Below are 22,510 nucleotides of genomic sequence, written 5' to 3'. Positions count from 1 at the left end.
TCAGCTTCCGAACTCGGCGAGGGCGCGTCCCACGATGGCTTCCAGGCGGTCGTGGTGCGCGCCCCGCCAGTAGGCGCGCCCGCACTCCGCGCACTGGGCGAAGACGTCGTACGACCGGCTGGTGCCCTCTTCGAGCCGGCCGGCGAGCTCCTCCCTGGTCGCCTCCCGGAGCGGGCCGTTGCACGCGGTGCACCGCGTCCAGGGGTTCAGGGCGGGGGCGAACCGGCTCAGGACGTCCCGGAGCTGGTCGTCGGGCCGGGTGCTGTAGACGAAGGCGCCGGCCCACAGCTCGCGGCGGCGCAGCAGCCCGCGGTCCCGGCTGAGCAGGACGCGCCGCTCGGCCGCGGAGCGGGTGGCGAGGGCCGGGTCGCCGATGTCGGTGGACTCGTAGGCGGTGTCCACGCCGAGCAGGCGCATCCGGCGGGCCAGGGTCCCCAGGTGGACGTCGAGGAGGAAACGGAGCGGCGCTCCGGGTACGGACTGCGGGCGCCGGACGGCCCGCACGTGGACGGACTCGCCCGCCGCGGGGATGTGCGACACGGGCACCTCCCGGCCGTCGACGACCAGGGCACCGACCTCGGTGAGCGGGACGCCGAGCGACTCGACGACGTGGCCGAGCGTGGAGGCGCCGTCGGTGACGACGCCGGTGGCGCCGGCGCGGCGCGGGGGCGGCACGAAGAGGCCCAGTTCGGGGGCGAATTCGACGTGGATCTCCGGTCCGTTCACCGGGTCAGGATGCCACGGGGGAACGCATGTGGCCTCCGGGTTTTCAGGCGGGGAGGCCGTGTTCCAGGACGTGGACGGCGCGGTCGTACCCGTCCGCGAGGACGATGTCCTCCTTGACCGGGAAGCAGCGGAAGACCGTGGACGGGGAGACCTCGGCCGCCTCGGCGATCCGCTCGACGGTGGCAGCCTCGTACCCCTGCTGCTCGATCAGCCGGAACGTCGCGTCGCGGATCGCGGATCGCGGCCCGGGTCCTGGTCTTGGGCGGTGTGCGGTGGCGGCCATGGAACAGATTGTCGGACAGGTCCTAGTAGGCGACCAGCGAGATGCCGATGTAGTGGGCGACGAACGCCGCGAGGGTCAGGGAGTGGAAGACCTCGTGGAAGCCGAACCACTGGGGGGAGGGGTTGGGGCGCTTGAGTCCGTAGATCACGCCGCCGGCGCTGTACAGCAGGCCGCCGACGACGACCAGGACGAGGACCGCCACCCCGCCCGCGTGCAGGAAGTCGGGGAGGAAGAAGACCGCCGCCCAGCCCATGGCGATGTAGCAGGGGGTGTAGAGCCAGCGCGGGGCGCCGACCCAGAACACCCGGAACAGGATGCCGGCCGCGGCGGCCCCCCAGATGCCCCACAGGAGCCACTGGCCCTTCGCGCCGGGCAGCAGCAGCATCGTCAGCGGTGTGTAGGTGCCCGCGATGATCAGGAAGATGTTCGCGTGGTCGAGCCGGCGCAGCACGCCGTCCATGCGCGGGCTCCAGTCACCGCGGTGGTAGACGGCGCTCACGCCGAACAGCAGGCAGGCGGTCAGTGTGTAGATCCCGCAGGCGAGCCGGCCGCGGCCGGAGTCGGCGAGGGCGGTGAGCAGCAGGCCCGCGACGAGCACGGCCGGGAACATTCCCAGGTGCAGCCAGCCCCGGAGCCGGGGCTTGACGGGGTGCGGCAGGGGGAGCTCGACGGGGCCGCGGCCGGCGGGCGGCGAGTCCGTGGGCACGTCGGGGACGGGCGCAGTCATGCGGCCAATCGTACCTACGGCACCGTAAGTTACGCGTCAGTACGGCGTACTGGGCGGTCGGCAGTGGCCAGCGTCTCACGGGACGCCGGGGGTCCCCGAGGAGGGGTCGGGGAGGAGCCCGGGATGCGCGCGGGGAAACCTCGGGCGGAGTGGCGATGCTCACGCCGCTCAGGTGGGCGGCCCTCTGGACATATGGGCGGCGGCGTCGGATGATCAAATGAGTGCGGTCGGCACCGGATGAGCGCCCATGATCCATCACCGTGAAGCATCCGGGTCGCGGCCCCCAAGGGGCATTCAACAACAAAACCCCTCATTTAGGAGCAATCGTGGCGCGCGACATCGCGGCTCCCACCGACGTCCCCACCCAGCATCAGGAACTGATCTCGTGGGTGGACGAGATCGCCGAACTGACCCAGCCGGACAGTGTGGTCTGGTGTGACGGATCCGAGGCGGAGTACGAGCGACTGAGCGAGGAGCTCGTCCGCAGGGGCACCTTCCGCAAGCTCGACCCGATCAAGCGCCCCAACTCCTACTACGCCGCCTCCGACCCGACCGATGTCGCACGCGTCGAGGACCGGACGTTCATCTGCTCCGAGAAGGAGGAGGACGCCGGCCCGACCAACCACTGGAAGGCGCCCGCCGAGATGCGGGAGATCTTCCAGGGGCGGGACGGCGAGGGCGGCGTCTTCCGCGGTTCGATGCGCGGCCGCACGATGTACGTCGTCCCGTTCTGCATGGGCCCGCTCGGCTCCGACCTCGCCGCGATCGGCGTCGAGATCACCGACTCCGCCTACGTCGCGGTGTCCATGCGCACCATGACCCGCATGGGCCGGCCGGTCCTGGACGAGCTCGGCTCCGACGGCTTCTTCGTGCGTGCCGTGCACACGCTCGGGGCGCCGCTGGCGGAGGGCGAGAAGGACGTGCCGTGGCCGTGCAACTCCACCAAGTACATCTCGCACTTCCCGGAGACCCGCGAGATCTGGTCCTACGGCTCGGGCTACGGCGGCAACGCCCTCCTCGGCAAGAAGTGCTACGCCCTGCGCATCGCCTCCGTCATGGCGCGCGACGAGGGCTGGCTCGCGGAGCACATGCTCGTCCTGAAGCTGACCCCGCCGCAGGGCGAGCCGAAGTACGTCGCCGCCGCCTTCCCGAGCGCCTGCGGCAAGACCAACCTCGCCATGCTGGAGCCCACGATCTCCGGCTGGACGGTCGAGACGATCGGTGACGACATCGCCTGGATGCGGTTCGGCGAGGACGGCCGCCTGTACGCGATCAACCCCGAGGCCGGGTTCTTCGGCGTCGCCCCGGGCACCGGCGAGCACACCAACGCCAACGCGATCAAGACGCTGTGGGGCAACTCAGTCTTCACCAACGTCGCGCTCACCGACGACAACGACGTCTGGTGGGAGGGCATGACGCAGGAGACCCCCGCCCACCTGACGGACTGGAAGGGCAACGACTGGACGCCGGAGTCCGGCACCCCGGCGGCCCACCCCAACGCCCGCTTCACGACGCCCGCCGCACAGTGCCCGATCATCGCGCCCGAGTGGGAGGACCCCAGGGGCGTGCCGATCTCGGCGATCCTCTTCGGCGGCCGCCGCGCCACCGCCGTACCGCTGGTGACCGAGTCCTTCGACTGGAACCACGGCGTCTTCCTCGGCGCGAACGTCGCCTCCGAGAAGACCGCCGCCGCCGAGGGCAAGGTCGGTGAGCTGCGCCGCGACCCCTTCGCCATGCTGCCGTTCTGCGGCTACAACATGGGCGACTACATGGGCCACTGGATCGACGTCGCCAAGGACAAGGACGCCTCGAAGCTCCCGAAGATCTACTACGTCAACTGGTTCCGCAAGAACGACGAGGGCAAGTTCGTCTGGCCCGGCTTCGGCGAGAACAGCCGCGTGCTGAAGTGGATCGTCGAGCGCCTGGAGGGTACGGCGGAGGGCGTCGAGACGCCGATCGGTGTGCTGCCGGCCAAGGGCGCGCTGGACACCAAGGGGCTGGAACTGTCCGAGTCGGACCTCGACTTCCTGCTCACGGTCGACAAGGAGGTGTGGCGCGAGGAGGCGGCTCTGGTGCCCGAGCACCTCAACACCTTCGGTGAGCACACGCCCACCGAACTGTGGGACGAGTACCGCGCGCTGGTGCAGCGCCTGGGCTGACGCCCCCACTGCTCCGCGGCCGGCCTGTTGCCCTGACCTGCGACGTCGTCGAGGCCGGCCGCGGTGACGACGACACGCCGCACCGGGCAACCCCTTGCCCCGGCGATCCACGCGGCTGTTTCATGCCCCTCCAGGCGCCCCGCTCGTCACGAGCGGGGCGCTCGATCCAGCCTGTGGGGGGCACAGTTGAGAACCGCACACAGTCGTGGGCGCACGGTGGCCGTGCTGGCCGCACTCGGGATGGCGGGGGCCGGCCTGACGGTGGCCGCGGCACCCGAGGCGCTCGCCGCGACGGACTCCGTGGCCAAGCTGCCGATCTCCTCCTACTCGGCCATGGTGATCGACTCCGCGCACGAACGGGTCTACCTCACCGAGGACAGCCGCAGCAGTACCGACGGCGCCATCCAGGTCTACGACTTCGCGGGCCGCAAGGTGACCACGCTGTCGTCCAGCGGCCCGGTCTCGGGAATGGCGCTCAGCGAGGACGGCGGCACGCTCTACGCGTCCAACTACGAGATGATCGCCGCCTACGACACGCAGACGCTGACCAGGAGCGTCTACGCCTACACGCCCTGGTACGCCTACTGCGGGCGCCAGGTCGCCCGTTCCGGCGGCAAGGTCTGGTACACGCAGAACTACAACACCGGCGACTGCCACTCGTACACGAACAGCGTCTTCGGCGTCACCGGGGGCACCGCGTACGACACCAAGTGGTCCGCCGGCGGACGGCTCCAGCTGGCGACCGGGGAAGGCGCCCCGGACCGGCTGTTCATGGGGCAGCCGCCCGGCGGCGGCGAGAGCGACCCCTTCCTCACGTCGTTCGACACCGGCGGCGACACCCTGGTGCGGGGCGCCGCCCGGCGGTTCGCGGACGGCGACGGCAAGGGCGCGCTGAACTTCAAGGACATGTCGGTCTCGGCGGACGGCAAGCTGCTCGCGGTCGCCGACGCCGGGTACGGGACGAGGCTGCTCAACACCTCAGACCTGTCCGACGCGGCCGGCTCCTACGGGGCGCTGCCCGCCGGCGCCACGGCGTCGGCGGTGGCCTTCAGCGGCGACGGCACCTACCTCGCCCGCGGCGCCGCCGCCCCGGGCAGCACGGCCGACCTGCTCGTGCAGAAGGCCGACCCGCAGAGCACGGCGGCGCCGCTGGAGTTCGCCTTCGAGGGCAGCCTCGACGGCAACCGGGTCGCCCCGCGCGGACTGGGCTGGTCCAAGGACGGGACGCGGCTGTTCGCCGTCACCACCGACGCGGCGGGCAGCGAGTACTGGCTGCACGTCATCCAGCCGCCCGCCGCCCAGTACGACTCCCGCTTCACCGGCGGTCTGACGTACTCGCCCGGCAGAGCCGTCGTGGGGGAGCCGCTCGCGGTCCGGGGCCGGCTCACCCTGGACGGCACCGCTCCGGTGGAACCGGTGAAGGTCTCCGCCGTACGCACCGACGCGGACGGCACGCACCGGCTCGCCGCCGTGGAGGCCAAGGCGGACGGCACCTTCACGGTGCTCGACGAGCCGGACGCGGTGGGGGACGCCACCTACACCGTCTCGTACCTGGGGGACCTGACCCACCGGCCGGCCGGGGACGTCAGCCTGACGGTCCCGGTGGCCAAGGCGCCGACGGCGCTCACGCTGAAAGCCCCGGGCGAGGCAACCCTGGACGGCGGGGTCCGGATCACGGGCACGCTGACCTGGCAGGGGCGGGCCCTGGAGGCCGGTGCCTCCGTGCAGGTGCGGCGCACCGACCGGCTCGGTTCCGGCGCGCTGTCGTCGGTGGCGGTCGGGGCGGACGGCGCGTTCACCGTCGAGGACCTGCCGCGGACCACGCGGACGGTCACCTACACCGTCAGCTACGCGGGCGACGCCCTGCACGAGGGGGCGACGGCCTCGGCGGAGGTCGTGGTGCGCAGGCGCTGACAGCCGAGGCCGTGGTGCGCGGGGGGCTGACAGCGGAGGCCATGGTGCGCCGGCGCGTGAGAGCCGAGGTCGTGGTGCGCCGGCGCTGACAGCGGAGGTCGCGCCGCTTGGCGCCGAGAGAGGTGGCGCCCGGTCCGCACGTCGCTGCGGGTGCGCGCGGACCGGGGCCGATCAGGGGGAGCCCGGAGGGCTCAGCGGGCGGCGAGCGCCCGGGGGCCGAGGGCCGCCGCGTGGGCGTCCATGCGCTCGGCCGCCAGGATCGCGACGGCCGTGTCGGCGCGGGAGGCCGCGACGACCAGGGCGCGGCCGGCGAGCGCGTGCGCCCGCCGGTGCAGCATCGCCGGACGGGGTTCGTGGACGGCGGCGGCCACCGGGGCCCGCACGGGCGCCGACCCGCCGCGCAGCCGGGCCACCTGGCCGGCGAGCCGCTCGGCCGCCTGGTCGAGGTCGGCGGAGGGCGCGAGCGCGCGCAGCTCGTCCGTCACCGCGAGCAGGGCCGCCACATGCCCCGCGAGCTGGATGTCCAGCTCCTCCTCGCGGGAGCGGTGCGGGAAGCCGGGGTTGGGGCCGTCCGCCGTGCTGTGGACCGACTTGGAGCGGATCGGTTCGTACATGGGAGGCCTCCTGTGCTGTCAGGAAGCCATCCTACCTTGGATTCCGTCTAAAGTTGAGTCGGTTCACGGTGGCCGGGCGGGTGCCCGCCCGGCCCGCGCGTCACGGCTGGCCGTAGCCGTCCAGGAAGGTGCCGATGCGGGTGACGGCGGAGGTCAGGTCCGCGACCGACGGCAGGGTGACCACCCGGAAGTGATCCGGTTCGGGCCAGTTGAAGCCCGTGCCCTGGACGACCATGATCTTCTCCTGGCGCAGCAGGTCGAGGACCATCCGCCGGTCGTCCTTGATCTTGAAGACCTTCGGGTCCAGGCGCGGGAAGAGATAGAGCGCGCCCTTCGGCTTCACACAGCTCACGCCGGGGATCCGGGTCAGCAACTCGTACGCGACGTCCCGCTGTTCCTTCAGCCGCCCGCCGGGCAGCACCAGCTCGTTGATCGTCTGGCGTCCGCTCAGTGCGGCGACCACGCCGTGCTGCCCGGGCATGTTCGCGCACAGGCGCATGTTCGCCAGGATCGTCAGTCCCTCGATGTACGAGTCGGCGTGGGCCCGCGGCCCGGAGATCGACATCCAGCCGACCCGGTAGCCGGCCACCCGGTAGGACTTGGACATCCCGTTGAAGGTGAGCGTCAGCAGGTCGGGGGCGACGGACGCGGTCGGTGTGTGCGTGGCGCCGTCGTAAAGGATCTTGTCGTAGATCTCGTCGGAGCAGACCAGCAGGTTGTGGCGGCGGGCGATGTCGGTCAGCCCGCGCAGCACCGACTCGTCGTACACCGCGCCCGTCGGGTTGTTCGGGTTGATGATGACGATCGCCTTGGTGCGGTCGGTGACCTTGCGCTCCACGTCGGCGAGGTCGGGCATCCAGTCCGACTGCTCGTCGCAGTGGTAGTGGACCGCCGTGCCGCCGGACAGGGACACCGCGGCCGTCCACAGCGGGTAGTCCGGCGCGGGGACGAGGACCTCGTCGCCGTCGTCCAGCAGGCCCTGCATCGCCATGACGATCAGCTCGGACACGCCGTTGCCGATGAAGACGTGCTCGACGTCCGTCTCGATGCCGAGGGTCTGGTTGTGCATCACCACGGCCCGGCGCGCCGCGAGCAGGCCCTTCGCGTCACCGTAGCCGTGGGCCGACGAGACGTTGCGGAGGATGTCCTCCAGGATCTCGGGCGGGCATTCGAAGCCGAACGCCGCCGGATTGCCGGTGTTCAGCTTGAGGATGCGGTGGCCTGCCGCTTCCAGCCGCATCGCCTCCTCGAGAACCGGACCCCGGATCTCGTAACAGACATTGGCGAGCTTCGTGGACTGGATCACCTGCATGTCCGCGAGCTTACGGCCGCCCCGGGGGGTGCGGGGGGTGTTTTTCACCACGTGAGACGTCGGGCTTCGGGTGATTTGTCGCTCCGCTACGCCGTAAGCCCTTGCGGTCTCTACAATCCGCGCCCATGTCATGGCAGCACGGCGGACCGGAGAGTCCGCCGAACGTGTACCTCCCGCGCGGCGACGCGGTGACGCCCGCCTACGAGGCGTACGCGGATCCCGCCGCGGCGCACGGCTGGCAGGACACCTACGGGCCCGGGGGCGAAGGGGCGGGGGAAGCCCACGGCGCCGGGGGCGAGGGGGCGGGGGAAGCCCACGGCGCCGGGGGCACGGGGTCGCGGGACACGTACGGGGCGCGGACCCAGGGCGGGGGCGCGTACGGCGGTCCCGGCTCGCCCGACGGGCGGGGAGCGGCGCCCGAGGGCCCCGGTCCGGCGGCGGTCATGGAGATCCCCGACGCCCCGGCGCGGGGCTCCGGCCCCGCCGCCGGCGAGCCGGGCCGGCGCGCCCGGCTGCTGCGGCGGCGCCGCACCCGACTGCTGCGCCGGATGGGTGCCGGCCTCGGGGTGGTCTGTGCCGTGCTGCTCGCGGCGCTGCTCGCCGGGGTCTTCGGCTCCGGGTCCTCGCCGGCGCCGCGGCCCCGCGGAGAGAGCGCCGACGTGGACGCCGGCACGGGCGCCGGCACCGGTTCGGGGGAGGTGTCCGCGCCCGAAGGCTCCCCGGCGCGTCCTTCCGTCGCCGCGAAACCGACGTCGGCCTCCCCGGCCCCCGCGTCCACGGCTCCGGCGTCCCCGGTCGTCCGCGCGTCCGCGAGCGTCACGGAGGCCGCGGAGCCGAAGGTTCCGGCGCGGAGTGTCCCGGCGAGTCCCACGAGCGCCGCGCCGGCCGAATGGACGCGCAACGGCGCGGACGGCAGGCCGGGCCGCGGATCCGGCTCCACCAAGCGACCCAAGTAGCCGGAAGACGCCGGTCGCGGCCGGAAACAGCTCCTTGCCGCCCCGCCGGGGCCCCCTCACAATGCGCATGACAAACAGGACTCGGCCGGAAGACCTCCGGCCACCCACCCATGTCGCACAACAGAAAACAGAGGGGACCCCCACATGAGAAAGCCTCTCGTCGCCGCGCTCTTCGCCCTGGTGACCGCCGGGGCCGGCGCGGCACCCGCGGTCGCGGCGCCCGCGCCCGCCCCGGCCGAGCGGACGGCACCCGCGCCGGCCGTGCAGGCACCGGCCGTGCAGGCGGTGAACTACGCCGGCACCGTCGCGCTCAGCAACTGTTCCGGCTCCGTCGTGCGGATGCCCGGATCGGAGGACGACGACCCCGCGCTCGTGCTCTCCAACGGCCACTGCCTGGAGACCGGCTTCCCGGCCGCGGGCGAGGTCGTCGTCGACCAGCCCTCAAGCCGCTCCTTCGGCCTGCTCAACTCCGCGGGCACGCGGGTCGCGACCCTGCGCGCCAGCAAGATCGCGTACGCGACGATGACCGACACGGACATCTCGATCTACCAGCTCACCCGCACCTACGCGCAGATCAGGACCTCGTACGGCATCAGCGCGCTGACGCTCGACGCCGCGCACCCCGTCGCCGGGACCGCGATCAAGGTCGTGTCCGGCTACTGGAAGCGGATCTACAGCTGCAACATCGACGGGTTCGCGTACCGCCTGAAGGAGGGGGAGTGGACCTGGAAGGACTCGGTCCGCTACACCTCCGCCTGCAACACCATCGGCGGCACGTCGGGTTCGCCGGTCGTCGACAACACCACCGGCAAGGTCGTCGCCGTCAACAACACCGGCAACGAGGACGGCGCCCGCTGCACGGACAACAACCCGTGCGAGGTCGACGCGAGCGGCAACGTCACCGTCCGCCAGGGCATCAACTACGCCCAGGAGACCTACCAGATCGTGCCGTGCGTCGGGATCGACAACAAGATCGACCTGAGCCGCAGCGGGTGCACCCTGCCCAAGCCGTAGGCGTCCGGCGGGCGGTCACGTCGTACGGCGGACCGCCCGCCCGGCCAGGACGTCCGTCCGCCGCCCGTCCTCGATCACGAAACGGCCGTCGACGAGGACGTGCGGGATGCCGGCCGGCAGGGTGCGCGGCGCCTCGAAGGTCGACCCCGCGGCGACCGTGTCCGGGTCGAAGAGGACGAGATCGGCGCGGTAGCCCTCGCGCACGAGTCCGCGGTCTGGCAGCCGCAGCCGGGCGGCGGGCCGCGCGGTCAGGTGGGCGACGCACTCCTCCAGGGAGAGGACGCCCAACTCCCTCACGTAGTGGCCCAGATAGTGCGGGAAGGTGCCGTACGCGCGCGGGTGCGGCTTGTCGCCCCGCAGGATGCCGTCGGAACCGCCGGTGTGCACCCCGTGCCGCATGATCGCGCGGACGTTCTCCTCGTGGCCGACGTGCTGGAGGATCGTCGGGCCGAGGCCGTCGGCGATCAGCAGCCGTCGGGCCGTCGTCCACGGAGCCTCGCCGCGGCGGGCCGCGGACTCCTGGACGGTGCTGCCCACGTACGGCGCGAGAGCGGGGTCGCCGACGCCCGAGATCTCGATCGTGTCCCACTCGACCGGCACGCCGTGGCAGCCGTCGGCGCCCACGACCTCCATGTCGTGCCGGATCCGCTCGGCCGTCGCGTCGTCCGCGAGGCGGGCCAGGACCGCCTCCGGGCCTCCCTCGCCCGCCCAGCTCGGCAGCAGCGCCACCAGGGTGGTGCAGCCGGGGGTGTAGGGGTACGTGTCCAGGCTGATGTCGGCGCCCGCCGCGAGCGCGTCGTCCAGCAGGGCGAGCAGGTCCGGGGCCTTCCCCCTGTTCACGCCGAAGTTCATCGTGGCGTGGGCGAGATGCAGCGGGCAGCCCGCCTCCCGGGTGAGGGCCACCATCTCCTCGTACGCCTCCAGGGCGCCCGCCCCGTACGAGCGGTGGTGGGGGCAGTAGTAGCCGCCGTACTCGGCCACCACCCGGCACAGCTCGGTGAGTTCGGCGTCCTTCGCGTACATGCCGGGGGTGTACGTCAGCCCGGAGGACATGCCGACGGCTCCCTCGCGCATGCCCTCCGCGACCAGGCTCCGCATCCGGTCCAGTTCGCGGGGCGTGGCCTCGCGGTCCTCCCAGCCGACGGCGAGCATCCGGACCGAGCCCTGCGGGATCAGGTACGCGGCGTTGACCGCGATGCCCTCGCCGTCGAAGCCGTGGTCGAGCCGGTCCAGGTACTCGCCGACCGAACGCCAGGTGAAGTCGATGCCGTCGCCGGGGCCGTTCCAGCCGGTGATCGCGCGGCGGACCTCGGTGAGGGTGCGGTCGTCGACGGGGGCGTACGACAGGCCGTCCTGGCCGATGACCTCCAGGGTCACGCCCTGGGCGGCCTTGGCGCTGTGGTCCGGGTCCGTGAGGAGGGCGAGGTCGCTGTGCGCGTGCATGTCGATGAAGCCGGGGGAGAGGGCGAGGCCGTCCGCGTCCACGGTTCGGGTCCCCCGGGGGAGGGGGCGGCGGCCGTCCCTGCGGATCTCTGTGATCCTGCCGTGCCGGATGCCTACGTCTGCCCGGTACGGGGCCTGGCCGGTGCCGTCCACGACGGTGGCGTTTGTGATCACCAGGTCCATGGTGGGCGTCTCCTTCCGCGCCTGCGGCGCGTGTCTCCGGGCTGCGCCCGCGCTGTCTCTTTCCCGCGCTCCGCGCGGTCCCTGCCCACCCACGGCCACCCGTCCCGGTCCGTCTCCTCGGCTCCGCCGAGAACAGCCTCTCCTCGGTTTCGCCGCGAGCAGCCCGGGTGGAGGCCTCAGAAGAACGTCCGTACGTACTCCGTCACCGTGCCGTCCCGTTCGGTCACGGGGATCAGCTGCCATTTGTCGAAGGTCGTGCACGGGTGGGAGAGGCCCAGGCCCAGCCAGTCGCCCACGCGCAGGTCCGTCCCGGGGGCGGTGCTCAGCCACGTGTGCTGGTCGGAGAGGCCGGTGACGGTGACGCCTGCGGCCGGGTGTTCGGTGCCGTCTCGGCGGATCACCTGCGCCGTCGGCAGGTCCAGGTCGTAGGCGGCGTCGCGCTTGCCCGCGTTGGCGAAGGCCTGCTCGGCGGACGGGCGGGAGACCACCTGCGCCCAGAGGCGGAAGGCGGGCTGGAGCGCGCCCTCCTCGGGGACCCGCGTGAAGGGGGTGAGCCTGCGGTAGTGACCCTCGTCGTGCGAGACGTACGCGCCGGAGCGCAGCAGCTTCAGCACCGGCAGGGACAGCTCGGGGAGCTCCGCGAACACGTCCGCGACCGCGTCGAACCAGGCGCTGCCGCCGGCGCTGACGACGATCTCGTCGGCGTCCTCGGAGCCGGCGCCCCGGTCCGCGCGCAGGCCCCCGAACCGGCCCGCCCGGTCGAAGTCCGCCGCCAGGGCGGTGAGGCGGCGCAGCCAGGCGCGGACGCGGTCCCCGGTCGCGTCCGGGACCTCGCCCTCGTAGCCGGCCACGCCGACCAGGCGCAGGGTGGAGGTGCCGGCCACCGCGTCCGCGACCGCAGCGCACTCCGCCTCCGTGCGGGCGCCGGTGCGGGCCCCCTCACCGGCGGCGAGCTCGACCACGACGTCCACGGGACGGGCCGTACCCCGCAGCGCGGCGTCCATCAGCTCGACGCCGCGCACCGAGTCGACGTAGCAGACGAAGCGGAAGGACGGGTCGGCGGCGAGTTCCGCGGCGATCCAGCGCAGGGCGGACGCGTCGACCAGTTCGTTGGCGAGGAAGATCCGCCGGATGCCGAACTCCCGTGCCACACGCACCTGATGGGGCACCGCGAGGGTGATGCCCCAGGCGCCGTGCTCGATCTGCCGCCAGAACAGCTGCGGGGCCATGGAGGTCTTGCCGTGCGGGGCGAAGGCCAGGCCGTGGCGGGCCGCGTACGTCTCCATGAGCCGGAGGTTGTGCCGCAGGCCTTCGGCGGAGAGGGCGAGGACGGGGGTCGTGAACCCGTCGGTGAAGAGATTGCGGCGCTGGGCGGCCAGCTCGCCGACGGTCAGGCCCTCGGCGTCCGGGGGGAGGCCCTTGAAGCGGTGGTCGACGCGGTCCGCCGCCAGGCGGGCGACGGCTTCGGCGGCGGTGGGGTCGGCGGCCATGGAGCCTCCTCGTCAGGGCCTGTTGCATCATATGCAACGGCCATTGCGTATGTCGCTTACTGCTGTCTAACATCCCAGCCAACACAGGGTCAACGGTGCCGTGGACCCGGAGCAAGCGAGGAGTCTGATCCCACGTGACCACCTACGGACCCGCATCCGCCGGGCACCGCGCCTCCGACGGCCGCCCCGGCCCGGTCGAGGTGGTCGCGCTCGGCGAGTCCATGGTCACGTTCCTGCCGTCCCGGCCGGGCCGCCTCGCCGACGTACCCTCCTTCGAGCGGGGCATCGGCGGCGCCGAGTCCAACGTCGCGTGCGTGCTCGCCTCCGCCGGGCACAGCGCGCGCTGGGTCAGCCGGGTGGGCGCCGACGGCTTCGGCGACCACCTCGTCGAGACGGTCACCGCCTACGGCGTCGACACCTCCGCCGTCCGCCGCGACCCCGCCCGCCCCACCGGCGTCTACTTCCGCACGGCGGGCGACCGGGCCACCGACGCCCACGAGGTGGCGTACTACCGCACCGGGTCCGCCGCCTCCGCGATGTCCGCGGACACCGTCGACCTGGACGCCGTCCGCTCGGGCCGGGTGCTCCACCTCTCCGGCATCACCGCCGCCCTCTCCGACGACTGCCTCGGCCTGCTCCGCGAGCTGACCTCCCCCCGGCCCGGCCGCCCCCTCGTCTCCTTCGACGTCAACCACCGCGTGCACCTGTGGCACCACCGGGAACCGGGCGCCGTCCTCCTGGACCTCGCCCGCGGCAGCGACCTCGTCTTCGTCGGCGAGGACGAGGCCGAAGCCGCCTGGGGCGTCACCGGCGGCCCGGCCGCCGTGCGCGCCGCGCTGCCCGAACCCGCCACGCTGGTCGTGAAGCAGGGCCACCGGGGCGCCACCCTCTTCGACGGCGACACCGCCGCCTTCGTCCCCTCGCCGCACGTCGACGTGGTCGCCCCCGTCGGCGCAGGCGACGCCTTCGCCGCAGGCTTCCTCTCCGCCACCCTGCGCGGACTGCCCGCCCGCGAGCGGCTGCGCCACGGCCACCTGACGGCCGCCGCCGCCCTCACCGTCCCCGGCGACCTCGCCGTGCCCTGCGCCCGAGGCCACGCCGACCGCCTGGCCGCCCTGGACGACGAGGCGTGGGGGAGACTTCGACTCGGCCCCGGCTGGACCCAAGCCGCTCCACGGGCCCAGGAGGAGGTACGCACCCCATGAGCCAGACCGTCGACCGAGCACTGAGCATCCTGCCGCTGCTCGCCGAAGGACCCGCCGACCTCGGGCAGGTCGCCGAGCGCCTCGGCGTCCACAAGTCCACGGCGCTCCGGCTCCTGCGCACGCTGCACGAGCACGGTCTTGTCTACCGCCAGTCCGACCAGCGCTACCGCCTCGGCGCCCGGCTCTTCGCGCTCGCCCAGGAAGCCGTGGAGAACCTGGACATCCGGGAGATCGCCCACCCCCACCTCGTCCGCCTCAACGAGAACTGCGGGCACACCGTCCACCTCGCGGTGTACGAGGAGAGCGAGGTGCTCTACATCGACAAGGTGGAGAGCCGCTACCCCGTGCGCATGTACTCGCGGATCGGCAAGCCGGTGGCCATCACCGTCGCCGCCGTGGCCAAGCTGCTCCTCGCCGACCTGCCCGAGGCCGAACGCCGCCAGCTCGCGGAGAAGTTCGACTACCCCCTGTACACGGCCCGTTCGACCCCCAGCGCCGCCGCCTTCCTCAAGGAACTGGCGACGGTGCGCGAACAGGGCTGGGCCACCGACCTCGGTGGCCACGAGGAGTCCATCAACTGCGTCGGAGCCCCCATCAGGGGCGCCGACGGACGGGTCGTCGCCGCGATGTCGGTCTCCGCCCCGAACGTCGTCGTCACCGCCGACGAACTCCTCACGCTGCTCCCGCTGGTGCGCCGTACCGCGGACGCCATCAGCCGCGAGTACTCCGGCAAGACCCCAGCAAAGGACCCCGCATGACCGAGAAGACCGCGCTCACCCCCCCGACGCACACCACCCCGCCCGCCAGGTTCTCGCACGGCGTCCGCAAGGGGAACATCCTCCAGGTCGCCGGCCAGGTCGGCTTCCTGCCCGCCGTCGAGGGGCAGCCCCCGACGCCCGTCGGGCCCGGCCTGCGCGAGCAGACCCTCCAGACCCTCGCCAACGTCAAGGCGATCCTCGAAGAGGGCGGCGCGACCTGGGACGACGTGATGATGATCCGCGTCTACCTCACGGACGTCGACCACTTCGCCGAGATGAACGGCATCTACAACAGCTACTTCGAGGAGCAGGGCCTCACCGCGCCCCCCGCCGCCCGCACGACGGTCTACGTCGGCCTGCCGGCCGGACTCCTCATCGAGATCGACGCGCTCGCCGTTCTCGGCTGACGCTCCCTCAGCCACCCCCACTCCCGCACCCCGTACGTCGTCACGGTGCGGCTCCCGTCATCCCGGGGCGCCGCACCGCGATCCCCCCTGCCCGAAAGCCTCATGCACTTACGAAACAGAGGACCACCATGTCGTCCCCCCTGCTCGCAGCGCCGGCACCCGCCCCCGAGACCCCACCCCACACCGGCGGCCTGCTCCTTCTCCTCGACGGCACCGCCGGTCTGCTCACGGTGGCCGCCCTCGGCATAGCCCTGCTTCTGCTGCTGATCATCAAGGTCCGCCTCCAGCCGTTCGTCGCCCTGCTCGCCGTCTCCATAGCCGTCGGCCTCGCCGCCGGACTGTCCGTCACCGAACTCTTCGGCACCGTCCAGAAGTCCACGGCCGTCTCCGTCATCGAGTCCGGCATGGGCGGCATCCTCGGGCACGTCGCGATCATCATCGGCCTCGGCACCATGCTCGGCGCGATCCTCGAAGTCTCGGGCGGCGCCGAGGTGCTGGCCTCCCGCCTGCTCAACCTCTTCGGCGAGAAGCGGGCGCCCCTCGCCATGGGCCTCACCGGCCTCATCTTCGGCATCCCGGTCTTCTTCGACGTCGGCATCTTCGTCCTCGCCCCGATCGTCTACGCCGCCGCCAAACGCTCCGGCAAGTCGATCCTGCTGTACTGCATGCCGCTGCTCGCCGGCCTGTCGATGACCCACGCCTTCCTGCCCCCGCACCCGGGACCCGTCGCCGCCGCGGGACTGCTGCACGTCCAGCTCGGCTGGGTCATCCTCATGGGCATCGTCTGCGGCATCCCCGCCGTGCTCGCCGCCTGGGGCTACGCCGCCTGGATCGGCCGGCGGATCTTCGTCCCCGTACCGCAGGACATGGTCGAGGCCGCCGAGGAGGCCAAGCTCGCCGTCGTCGAGGAGCAGCGCGCCGCGGGCGTCGAGCCGCCGGAGAAGCCCGTGCCGCTCGGCACGGTCCTCGGCATCATCGGCACGCCGCTGGTGCTGATCCTCACCGCGACGTTCTCCTCGATCGCGTTCGACCCGTCCACCGGCCGCTCCGTCGTCGAGTTCTTCGGCAGCCCCTTCGTCGCCCTCACCATCGCCCTGCTGCTCGCCTACTACCTGCTCGGCATCCGGCGCGGCTGGTCCCGCAAGTCCCTGGAGCGCGTGTCGACTTCGTCCCTGAAGCCGGTCGGCAACATCCTGCTGGTGGTCGGCGCGGGCGGCGTCTTCGGCGCCGTGCTGAAGGCGAGCGGCGTCGCCCAGGCGCTGTCGGACACCTTCAACGACGTCGGCCTGCCCGTGCTGTTGCTCGCCTACCTGATCTCCGTGGTGCTGCGCGTCGCCCAGGGCTCGGCGACCGTCGCCATCGTCACCACGGCCGGGATCGTCGCCCCGCTGCTGGCCGGCGGTGACCACTCGCAGGCCTTCGTCGCGCTGGTCATCATGGCCATCTCGGCGGGCTCCATCTTCGCCTCCCACGTGAACGACGGCGGTTTCTGGATGGTCGCCAAGTACTTCGGCATCACCGAGCGCGACACCCTCAAGTCGTGGACGGTGCTGGAATCGGTGCTGTCGGTGGCCGGCTTCGCGGTGGCGGCGGTTCTCAGCCTCTTCGTATAACAGCCGTGCACCTATACGGGGACCGGCTGTGCCGGGCACAGGATCGTCGACCATACTGCCCGCTGTGGAGCAGCGCATAGGTTCGAACAGCCAGTCCCCGGACGTGCCAGTCGTGCCCGTCGTCCCCGCCGCCGCGGTCGATCCGGCGTACGTCCCCGGGATCACCTCACCCGCGCCCGTGAAGCCGCAGGACCCGGCCGAAGAGGCGGGGACCGAGGCCGATCCCGTCGACGCGGGGCCCGAGCCGGCAGCCGAGGAGCCGGCTCCCGCGGACGCCCTCGCCGCCGGGGCGGAGACGGCCGGTGCCCCCGGCGACGAGGACGGCGACCCCGACGGTCCCGTCTTCGAGGCATCCGACCGGCGCGCCTCGGTCCGGGCCGACCACCGCGGCGTGGTGCTGCGGCTGGACGACCAGGAGGCCGAGTTCCGCTGGGACGAGATCGGCGCCGTCGAGACCGAGTTGCCGCGCTGGGGCAAGCGGTTCACGGTCACCGTGCACACGCCCGACCGCCGCTGGTACCCGATCGAGATCGAGGCGGCGGCGCGGGCGCGCTTCCCGGAGTGGGAGAAGCAGCTCGACGCGGTCCTCGACGCCTACTTCCAGGAGTGACGTACTCCCGGGAGTGACGCACTTCCGGGAGTGACGCACTTCCGGGAGCGACGTACTCCCGGAAGTGACGTACTCCCCGGAGGGACGCCGGTCAGCTCGCGCAGTACTGCGCCTGCTTGCCGATCGAGCGGTACATGCAGTCCGCGTTCTCCAGGAGTTGCAGCACCGCGTCCCGGTTGCGCGAGGTCTCCCGCTCGATGACCTCGTCGGGCGGGTAGAAACCGCCGCCCCCGGAGCTCGGGTACATCTCGAAGGTGTACGCGAAGATCTTCTGGGTGCCCCAGAGATAGTCGTCGATCGAACCGTCGGTGATGTACAGGTCGCTGGACTGCTCGGCCGTGTAGCCGTTGCTGGCGCCCATCTTCTGGCCGACGGTCGCGAAGGCGTTGCGGTCGTCCGCCGTCATGCCCGTCGCGGTGTCGGAGTACGTGTACCCGAAGGGCCACAGCACCAGTTCGCTGTACGTGTGGAAGTCGATCCCGGCCGTGATCTGCTGCTTCCCGCCGACGACCCGGCCGCGGACGAAGTCGGCGACGACCTTCACCTCGGGCGCGGACTCGGGAGCCGAGCCCCGGTAGGTCTCGGACGAGGTGGAGCCCGACGAGCCGCCGCAGCAGCCCCACTTGAAGTTCCAGTTGCGGTTCAGGTCGGTGCCGACGTACGAACTGCCGCTGTTGGGCTGGCGGTTCTTGCGCCAGGAGCGGTACGAGCCGGACGCGATGTCGTACTCCCCACCGTCCGGGTTGAGGTCCGGGACGATCCAGATCTCGCGGTTGTTCACCATGTTCGTCACGCGGGAGTCGGAGCCGTAGCCCGCGCCGAGCTCGCGCAGCAGGTAGAGCGCCATCTCGACGGTCAGGTGCTCACGGGCGTGCTGGTGGAAGGTGAACAGCACTTCCGGCTCGGCCTCGTCGGCGGCGACGTTGTCGCTGACCTTGATCGCGACGATGTCCCGGCCCTGGTACGACTTGCCGATCACCCGCTTGCTCATGATGCCCGGGTAGGCGGCGAGCCGCTGGTTGATCTCCGTGTTCATCTCGGCGTAGTTGTGGTACTTCGAGTCGGCCGACGGGAAGTCCAGGAGCCGCACGTCGGAGCCGTCGGTCCGGTCCGGCGCCGAGCCCAGGGGCGAGACGTCGTAGCCGAGCCGCCGCAGCTTCCTGATCTGGTCCGCGCGGCCCGAGACGACGACGGTCTCCTCGTCGGCCTCGTCCACGGTGACGCCGGTGCGCTGAATGGCCGTACGGGTCACCGGCGTGGTGCTCTGGTGGATCTCGTACTGGCGGATGTCGTCCGCCGAGGGTGCCGAGGCCCGCGCCCCGGTCGCCGTGGCGTCGGTGGCCGTGGCGGTGATCGGGGCGGCGAGGGCGAGGGCGAGGAGCGTGGCGAGGGCGGCGGTGCGCCGGCCGCTTTTGACGCCGCTGCCTCGTATGCGAAGTCGCATGAAGTCTCCTAGATTCTCCAGGAAATCCGGGGTCTCCGGATGTGGGGAGTGGAGCGGGGGGTGGTCCATGGCGACGTGCCTGGTGCGGGTGTGGCGCTCATCGTGAGTGGCTGGCATGGTCAGGTCAAGAAGGTGCGGGTGGCCGGTGGCGGGAACCGGCCGAAAATCAGCCGGGCTCTGTACGCGGGGGCCGCCCGGTCCGGGACTGTACGCGCGCGGCCCGGCCCCGCACCGCAGACACGGCCGCGCACCCGCTCGACCGGGTCTCTTCACCGCACGCCCTCTTGTGTGCCCGGCCGCTTTGCGCTTCCTTGAACGACATGTCGGAGACCACTGGGAAGTCAGCGCCGGCGGAGGTCACCTCCCGCCCCCGTAAGTCCAGTTGGAAGTACATCGGGCCAGGCATCGTCGTCGCGGCGACGGGCGTGGGCGCCGGCGACCTCGTCGCCACGCTCATCGCGGGCAGCAATTTCGGCTACACGCTGCTGTGGGCCGCCGTCATCGGCTGCCTGGTCAAGATCTCCCTGGCCGAGGCGGCCGGCCGCTGGCACCTGTCCACGGGCCGCACCCTCTTCGACGGCTGGGCGAGCCTCGGCCGCTGGACGTCCTGGTTCTTCGTCGGCTACGTCGTGATCTGGGGCTTCGTCTACGGCGCGGCGGCGATGTCCTCCTCGGGGCTGCCGCTCCAGGCCCTCTTCCCGGACGTCATGGGCCTCAAGTGGTGGGCCATCCTCACCGGGCTGGTCGGCCTGGTCTTCGTCTGGTTCAACAAGTACGCCGTCTTCGAGAAGGTCATGACCGTCCTCGTGGGCGTCATGTTCGTCGTCACGGTCTACCTGGCGATCCGCGTCACCCCGAACCTGGGCGACGCGTTCGCCGGCCTGCTCCCCGTCCTGCCCGACGAGAAGGACTCGGTCCTCAACACCCTCGGCCTGATCGGCGGCGTCGGCGGCACGATCACGCTCGCCGCGTACGGCTACTGGGTCAACGCCAAGGGCTGGACGAACACCGGGTGGATGAAGGTGATGCGCCTCGACAACCGCGTCGCCTACATCACCACCGGCATCTTCGTCGTCGCGATGCTCTTCGTCGGCGCGGAACTCCTGCACTCGGCGAACGTGGCCATCGCCTCCGGCGACCAGGGTCTGGTCCAGCTCAGCGACATCCTGAAGGACGAGTACGGCACGGCGACGGCCAAGTTCTTCCTGATCGGCTTCTTCGCCACGTCGTTCACCTCGCTGATCGGCGTCTGGCACGGGGTGAGCCTGATGTTCGCCGACTTCGTGGAACGCTTCCGCAAGGACCGGGCGGCAGGGATGGCCCCCGGCGACGGGCCGTCCCCGGCATCCGGGGCCTCCGGCGAGGAGGTGGCGTCCGGCGCCCGGGAGAAGTCCTGGCCCTTCCGCGCGTACCTCCTCTGGCTGACCTTCCCGCCGATGCTGCTGCTGTTCGAGGGCCAGCCCTTCCGCCTGATCATCCTGTACGGAGTCCTGGGCGCCGCGTTCCTGCCCTTCCTCTCCCTCACCCTGATGTGGCTGCTCAACTCGTCCCGCACGCCCGCGGAATGGCGCAACGGCATGCTGAGCAACGCGATGCTGGCCGTCGCGGGACTGCTGTTCCTGATCCTGTGCGTGAAGCAGATCTGGGACCAGCCGTGGTCGGAGTTCTTCTGACCGACGCCGGGCGGCTCAGAGAAGGTGGTCGGCCTTGCCGGCCTTGATGTCCCGGATCAGCGTACGGAGCGCTTCCCGGGAATCGGTGAGGTAGGCGTCCTCGGCACCGGCTATGGCGATGTAGGCGTTGCCGCGCTCGTCGGTGCCGAGACGGAAACAGCTGGCCCCCTCTCCGCAGAAGGGTTCCTCCCAGGTGATCCGGTCCATTGCGGTCTCCTCACAGGCTGTTGGCGATCTCGTGGATGAAGTCGCGTGACGCCTCGGGTGTCAGGGCGATGCCCTCCATCCAGTCCAAGTGGGCACGGTACTTTGCCAACTGCGCCTCGTCGCCGAGGAATTCCGGGCCGTGCGAGCTGTCGACCTGAGCGGTGTCGAGCTGGGGCACCGAAGCCTGGAGGTAGTTGACCGTCTGCCCGGCCCCGGGAAAGGTCCCGGCGGCGAAGGGGATGACCAGCAGGCGTACTGCGGGCCGTTCGGACACGGCCATCAGGTGCTCAAGCTGGGCGCGAGCCACCTTGCGGCCACCGAACTGCATGCGCAGGGCCGCTTCGTGCACAAGGCCGACGTACTCGGGCGGATTCTCGCCTTCGAGAACGTGCTGCCTCTCGACGCGGTACGCCAGCCGCAACGCGACCTCGTGCTCGGGCAGCGGGGGCAGGACGGCCCTGAAGAGTTCGAGCGCGTGATCGCTGGTCTGGAACAGCCCGGGGATGTGCGCCGTGTGAGCGGTGCGCATGCGCACGGCGTACGACTCCAGCTCGGCGATGTCCAGGAGACCGGGCGAGAGCGCGCCGCGATAACGCTCCCACCAGCCGCGCCCGCTGGGCCGGGCCAGCGCCACCAGGGCTTCGACGTATGCCTGGTCGGAACAGTCGCAGTTGCAGGCAAGCGTGCGCAGCCGTTCCGGGCTGATGGCGCGGATGCCGGTCTCGATGTTGGAGATCTTCGCCCGGTCGACACCGAGCAGCCCGGCAGCCTGGTCCGCCGTTATCCCCGAGGCCATCCGCATCTTCCGCAGTTCGCTGCCCAAGCGCCGTTGGCGCTCCGTGGTGACTGTCCTCGGTGGCATGGCTTTCCTTCCGCGATGTCATCAGCAGTCTGACGCCACCGACCGCTCATAGACCACGAACGGGTCAGTTTTCTGGAATGCGTGGCAATGTAACCATGACGCTGCGTACATTCGGTAGCGCACCGACTACTCACGGCAGCCGGAAGTGCATCGCGTGAGCCTGCCCGCGTACTCCTCCCCTGGGAGGGGCGGGCCCGCGCCAGGGGGACAGGCCACTGCTGCCGAGGTGACGACATCCGCGTACGACCACAGGAGCCCGCATGCCGCTGTCCGTGTCCCGTTGCCCCCTGGCGACCGCCTACCCCGCCGACCCCACGGCGCCGAGCCCGGAGACCCTCGCCTACAGCCTCACGCTGCCGGCGGCACTGGCCAGTCCGAAGCTGGCGAGGGCGGCGACGCGAGCCGTCCTGTCCGCGCACGGCCTGCACGAGCTGCTGGACGCGGGGCTGCAAGCGGTTGGGGAACTGGCAGCGGTCGCCTGTCAGTTCACGGAGTCGGTGGAGTTCTACCTGTCGCTCCGCTACCGGGCCGACGCGCTCCGGGTGATCGTCTACGACAGCCACCCGTCGCACGCGCACCCCAGGCTGGCGGAGGAGTGCGACACGCGCCGCCGTGCCTCCCTGCGCGTCCTGGCCTGCGTATGCCGGGCCTGCGACGGCGACTGGGGCTTCGGCAGGTCCCGCGAGCCGGGCGGCGGGACGCGCATGTGGGCGACGCTGCCGAGGGCGGGCGCGACACGGTACGGCGCAAGGGCCGTGTGAGGGGGGAGGGGGCCGACTGCCCGCGTGCGTGTGGACGCCCCCGCCCGGCGAAGTTCCGGACGCTGTTGGTAAATCCGGGGGCCTGCGTGACGACGGCCTGTACGACCCCGTTGGGGTGGTGCAGGCCGTCGTGGTGTTCAGGGGTGGGT

The 22,510-nt window shown here is 71.7% G+C and carries 21 protein-coding genes; 11 read left to right on the top strand and 10 right to left on the bottom strand.

Annotated features, from left to right (window positions below; genetic code table 11):
* From AC069T_RS16050 to trhA, 3 genes are read right to left on the bottom strand one after another with little or no spacing between them, the layout of a single operon-like run.
* The gene (locus tag AC069T_RS16050) at window positions 1–726 is read right to left on the bottom strand and encodes a Mut7-C RNAse domain-containing protein (RefSeq protein WP_478783334.1); all 726 of its coding nucleotides are present in this window, start codon (window positions 724–726) and stop codon (window positions 1–3) included.
* 43 nt (window positions 727–769) lie between these two features.
* Window positions 770–1,009: a helix-turn-helix domain-containing protein gene (locus tag AC069T_RS16045; RefSeq protein WP_478783333.1), complete on the bottom strand. Its 240-nt coding sequence runs from the start codon at window positions 1,007–1,009 to the stop codon at window positions 770–772.
* Window positions 1,010–1,031: 22 nt separating this feature from the next.
* The gene (gene trhA / locus AC069T_RS16040) at window positions 1,032–1,736 is read right to left on the bottom strand and encodes a PAQR family membrane homeostasis protein TrhA (protein ID WP_478783332.1); all 705 of its coding nucleotides are present in this window, start codon (window positions 1,734–1,736) and stop codon (window positions 1,032–1,034) included.
* Window positions 1,737–2,062: 326 nt separating this feature from the next.
* Here trhA and AC069T_RS16035 point away from each other — a divergent pair, with 326 nt between their 5' ends.
* Window positions 2,063–3,895, top strand: a complete 1,833-nt coding sequence (locus AC069T_RS16035; protein ID WP_478783331.1) for a phosphoenolpyruvate carboxykinase (GTP) — start codon at window positions 2,063–2,065, stop codon at window positions 3,893–3,895.
* 216 nt (window positions 3,896–4,111) lie between these two features.
* Window positions 4,112–5,809, top strand: coding sequence for an Ig-like domain repeat protein (locus AC069T_RS16030; RefSeq protein ID WP_478783330.1), 1,698 nt, complete (start codon window positions 4,112–4,114; stop codon window positions 5,807–5,809).
* A 191-nt stretch (window positions 5,810–6,000) separates the two neighbouring features.
* Here the strand turns inward: AC069T_RS16030 and AC069T_RS16025 are convergent, their stop codons facing one another.
* Together AC069T_RS16025 and AC069T_RS16020 are read right to left on the bottom strand one after the other, a co-directional pair.
* Complete coding sequence (locus AC069T_RS16025; RefSeq protein ID WP_478783329.1) at window positions 6,001–6,423, bottom strand: SCO4983 family protein; 423 nt, start codon at window positions 6,421–6,423, stop codon at window positions 6,001–6,003.
* Between the two features lie 100 nt (window positions 6,424–6,523).
* Window positions 6,524–7,735, bottom strand: coding sequence for a pyridoxal phosphate-dependent aminotransferase (locus AC069T_RS16020; protein ID WP_358851722.1), 1,212 nt, complete (start codon window positions 7,733–7,735; stop codon window positions 6,524–6,526).
* A 125-nt stretch (window positions 7,736–7,860) separates the two neighbouring features.
* Between AC069T_RS16020 and AC069T_RS16015 the strand changes: the two genes are divergently transcribed.
* On the top strand, window positions 7,861–8,691 hold the full coding sequence (locus AC069T_RS16015) for a hypothetical protein (protein ID WP_478783328.1): 831 nt from the start codon (window positions 7,861–7,863) through the stop codon (window positions 8,689–8,691).
* Window positions 8,692–8,835: 144 nt separating this feature from the next.
* The gene (locus tag AC069T_RS16010; RefSeq protein WP_478783327.1) at window positions 8,836–9,705 is read left to right on the top strand and encodes a S1 family peptidase; all 870 of its coding nucleotides are present in this window, start codon (window positions 8,836–8,838) and stop codon (window positions 9,703–9,705) included.
* Between the two features lie 15 nt (window positions 9,706–9,720).
* On the opposite strand, the gene AC069T_RS16005 is transcribed toward AC069T_RS16010, so the two are convergent.
* Window positions 9,721–11,574: an N-acyl-D-amino-acid deacylase family protein gene (locus tag AC069T_RS16005; RefSeq protein ID WP_478783326.1), complete on the bottom strand. Its 1,854-nt coding sequence runs from the start codon at window positions 11,572–11,574 to the stop codon at window positions 9,721–9,723.
* Window positions 11,508–12,821 carry an amino acid deaminase gene (locus AC069T_RS16000; protein WP_478783325.1) on the bottom strand — a complete coding sequence of 438 codons (1,314 nt, stop codon included), beginning with the start codon at window positions 12,819–12,821 and terminating at the stop codon, window positions 11,508–11,510. The genes AC069T_RS16005 and AC069T_RS16000 overlap by 67 nt, the downstream gene beginning before the upstream one ends.
* Before the next feature lie 134 nt (window positions 12,822–12,955).
* Between AC069T_RS16000 and AC069T_RS15995 the strand changes: the two genes are divergently transcribed.
* From AC069T_RS15995 to AC069T_RS15975, 5 genes are all read left to right on the top strand, one after another.
* A complete protein-coding gene (locus AC069T_RS15995) occupies window positions 12,956–14,026 on the top strand; it encodes a sugar kinase (protein ID WP_478783324.1) in 1,071 nt (356 codons plus the stop codon).
* The gene (locus tag AC069T_RS15990) at window positions 14,023–14,784 is read left to right on the top strand and encodes an IclR family transcriptional regulator (protein WP_478783323.1); all 762 of its coding nucleotides are present in this window, start codon (window positions 14,023–14,025) and stop codon (window positions 14,782–14,784) included. The genes AC069T_RS15995 and AC069T_RS15990 overlap by 4 nt, the downstream gene beginning before the upstream one ends.
* Complete coding sequence (locus AC069T_RS15985; RefSeq protein WP_478783322.1) at window positions 14,781–15,191, top strand: RidA family protein; 411 nt, start codon at window positions 14,781–14,783, stop codon at window positions 15,189–15,191. Before AC069T_RS15990 ends, AC069T_RS15985 begins: the two co-directional genes overlap by 4 nt.
* A 128-nt stretch (window positions 15,192–15,319) precedes the next feature.
* Complete coding sequence (locus tag AC069T_RS15980) at window positions 15,320–16,804, top strand: GntP family permease (protein ID WP_478783321.1); 1,485 nt, start codon at window positions 15,320–15,322, stop codon at window positions 16,802–16,804.
* Between the two features lie 64 nt (window positions 16,805–16,868).
* A complete protein-coding gene (locus AC069T_RS15975; protein ID WP_478783320.1) occupies window positions 16,869–17,414 on the top strand; it encodes a hypothetical protein in 546 nt (181 codons plus the stop codon).
* Between the two features lie 91 nt (window positions 17,415–17,505).
* On the opposite strand, the gene AC069T_RS15970 is transcribed toward AC069T_RS15975, so the two are convergent.
* On the bottom strand, window positions 17,506–18,858 hold the full coding sequence (locus tag AC069T_RS15970; protein ID WP_478783319.1) for a M14 family metallopeptidase: 1,353 nt from the start codon (window positions 18,856–18,858) through the stop codon (window positions 17,506–17,508).
* Between the two features lie 320 nt (window positions 18,859–19,178).
* On the opposite strand from AC069T_RS15970, the gene AC069T_RS15965 reads away from it, so the two are divergent.
* Window positions 19,179–20,531: an Nramp family divalent metal transporter gene (locus tag AC069T_RS15965; protein ID WP_478783318.1), complete on the top strand. Its 1,353-nt coding sequence runs from the start codon at window positions 19,179–19,181 to the stop codon at window positions 20,529–20,531.
* 15 nt (window positions 20,532–20,546) lie between these two features.
* On the opposite strand, the gene AC069T_RS15960 is transcribed toward AC069T_RS15965, so the two are convergent.
* Both AC069T_RS15960 and AC069T_RS15955 read right to left on the bottom strand, forming a co-directional pair.
* Entirely contained in the window at window positions 20,547–20,738 is a 192-nt protein-coding gene (locus AC069T_RS15960) for a hypothetical protein (protein WP_478783317.1), read from the bottom strand.
* A gap of 10 nt (window positions 20,739–20,748) precedes the next feature.
* Complete coding sequence (locus AC069T_RS15955) at window positions 20,749–21,600, bottom strand: helix-turn-helix domain-containing protein (protein ID WP_478783316.1); 852 nt, start codon at window positions 21,598–21,600, stop codon at window positions 20,749–20,751.
* Between the two features lie 260 nt (window positions 21,601–21,860).
* Here AC069T_RS15955 and AC069T_RS15950 point away from each other — a divergent pair, with 260 nt between their 5' ends.
* On the top strand, window positions 21,861–22,361 hold the full coding sequence (locus AC069T_RS15950; RefSeq protein ID WP_478783315.1) for an ATP-binding protein: 501 nt from the start codon (window positions 21,861–21,863) through the stop codon (window positions 22,359–22,361).
* Window positions 22,362–22,510 lie beyond the last annotated feature (149 nt).

The sequence above is a fragment of the Streptomyces sp. NPDC043867 genome (genome assembly GCF_056435845.1).
The sequence above is the reverse complement of the archived record's forward strand: the minus strand, read 5'-3'. Positions and strand labels throughout refer to the sequence as shown.

What these genes read in the sequence shown, in the direction of transcription:
- AC069T_RS15990 (WP_478783323.1), top strand. Translation starts at nt 14,023, where the DNA reads ATGAGCCAGACCGTCGACCGAGCACTGAGCATCCTGCCGCTGCTCGCC.
- AC069T_RS15955 (WP_478783316.1), bottom strand. Translation starts at nt 21,600, where the DNA reads ATGCCACCGAGGACAGTCACCACGGAGCGCCAACGGCGCTTGGGCAGC.
- AC069T_RS16005 (WP_478783326.1), bottom strand. Translation starts at nt 11,574, where the DNA reads ATGGCAGCTGATCCCCGTGACCGAACGGGACGGCACGGTGACGGAGTA.
- AC069T_RS16015 (WP_478783328.1), top strand. Translation starts at nt 7,861, where the DNA reads ATGTCATGGCAGCACGGCGGACCGGAGAGTCCGCCGAACGTGTACCTC.
- AC069T_RS15965 (WP_478783318.1), top strand. Translation starts at nt 19,179, where the DNA reads ATGTCGGAGACCACTGGGAAGTCAGCGCCGGCGGAGGTCACCTCCCGC.
- AC069T_RS15970 (WP_478783319.1), bottom strand. Translation starts at nt 18,858, where the DNA reads ATGCGACTTCGCATACGAGGCAGCGGCGTCAAAAGCGGCCGGCGCACC.
- AC069T_RS15980 (WP_478783321.1), top strand. Translation starts at nt 15,320, where the DNA reads ATGTCGTCCCCCCTGCTCGCAGCGCCGGCACCCGCCCCCGAGACCCCA.
- AC069T_RS15985 (WP_478783322.1), top strand. Translation starts at nt 14,781, where the DNA reads ATGACCGAGAAGACCGCGCTCACCCCCCCGACGCACACCACCCCGCCC.
- AC069T_RS16000 (WP_478783325.1), bottom strand. Translation starts at nt 12,821, where the DNA reads ATGGCCGCCGACCCCACCGCCGCCGAAGCCGTCGCCCGCCTGGCGGCG.
- AC069T_RS16010 (WP_478783327.1), top strand. Translation starts at nt 8,836, where the DNA reads ATGAGAAAGCCTCTCGTCGCCGCGCTCTTCGCCCTGGTGACCGCCGGG.
- AC069T_RS16045 (WP_478783333.1), bottom strand. Translation starts at nt 1,009, where the DNA reads ATGGCCGCCACCGCACACCGCCCAAGACCAGGACCCGGGCCGCGATCC.
- AC069T_RS15960 (WP_478783317.1), bottom strand. Translation starts at nt 20,738, where the DNA reads ATGGACCGGATCACCTGGGAGGAACCCTTCTGCGGAGAGGGGGCCAGC.
- AC069T_RS16020 (WP_358851722.1), bottom strand. Translation starts at nt 7,735, where the DNA reads ATGCAGGTGATCCAGTCCACGAAGCTCGCCAATGTCTGTTACGAGATC.
- AC069T_RS16025 (WP_478783329.1), bottom strand. Translation starts at nt 6,423, where the DNA reads ATGTACGAACCGATCCGCTCCAAGTCGGTCCACAGCACGGCGGACGGC.
- AC069T_RS15950 (WP_478783315.1), top strand. Translation starts at nt 21,861, where the DNA reads ATGCCGCTGTCCGTGTCCCGTTGCCCCCTGGCGACCGCCTACCCCGCC.
- trhA (WP_478783332.1), bottom strand. Translation starts at nt 1,736, where the DNA reads ATGACTGCGCCCGTCCCCGACGTGCCCACGGACTCGCCGCCCGCCGGC.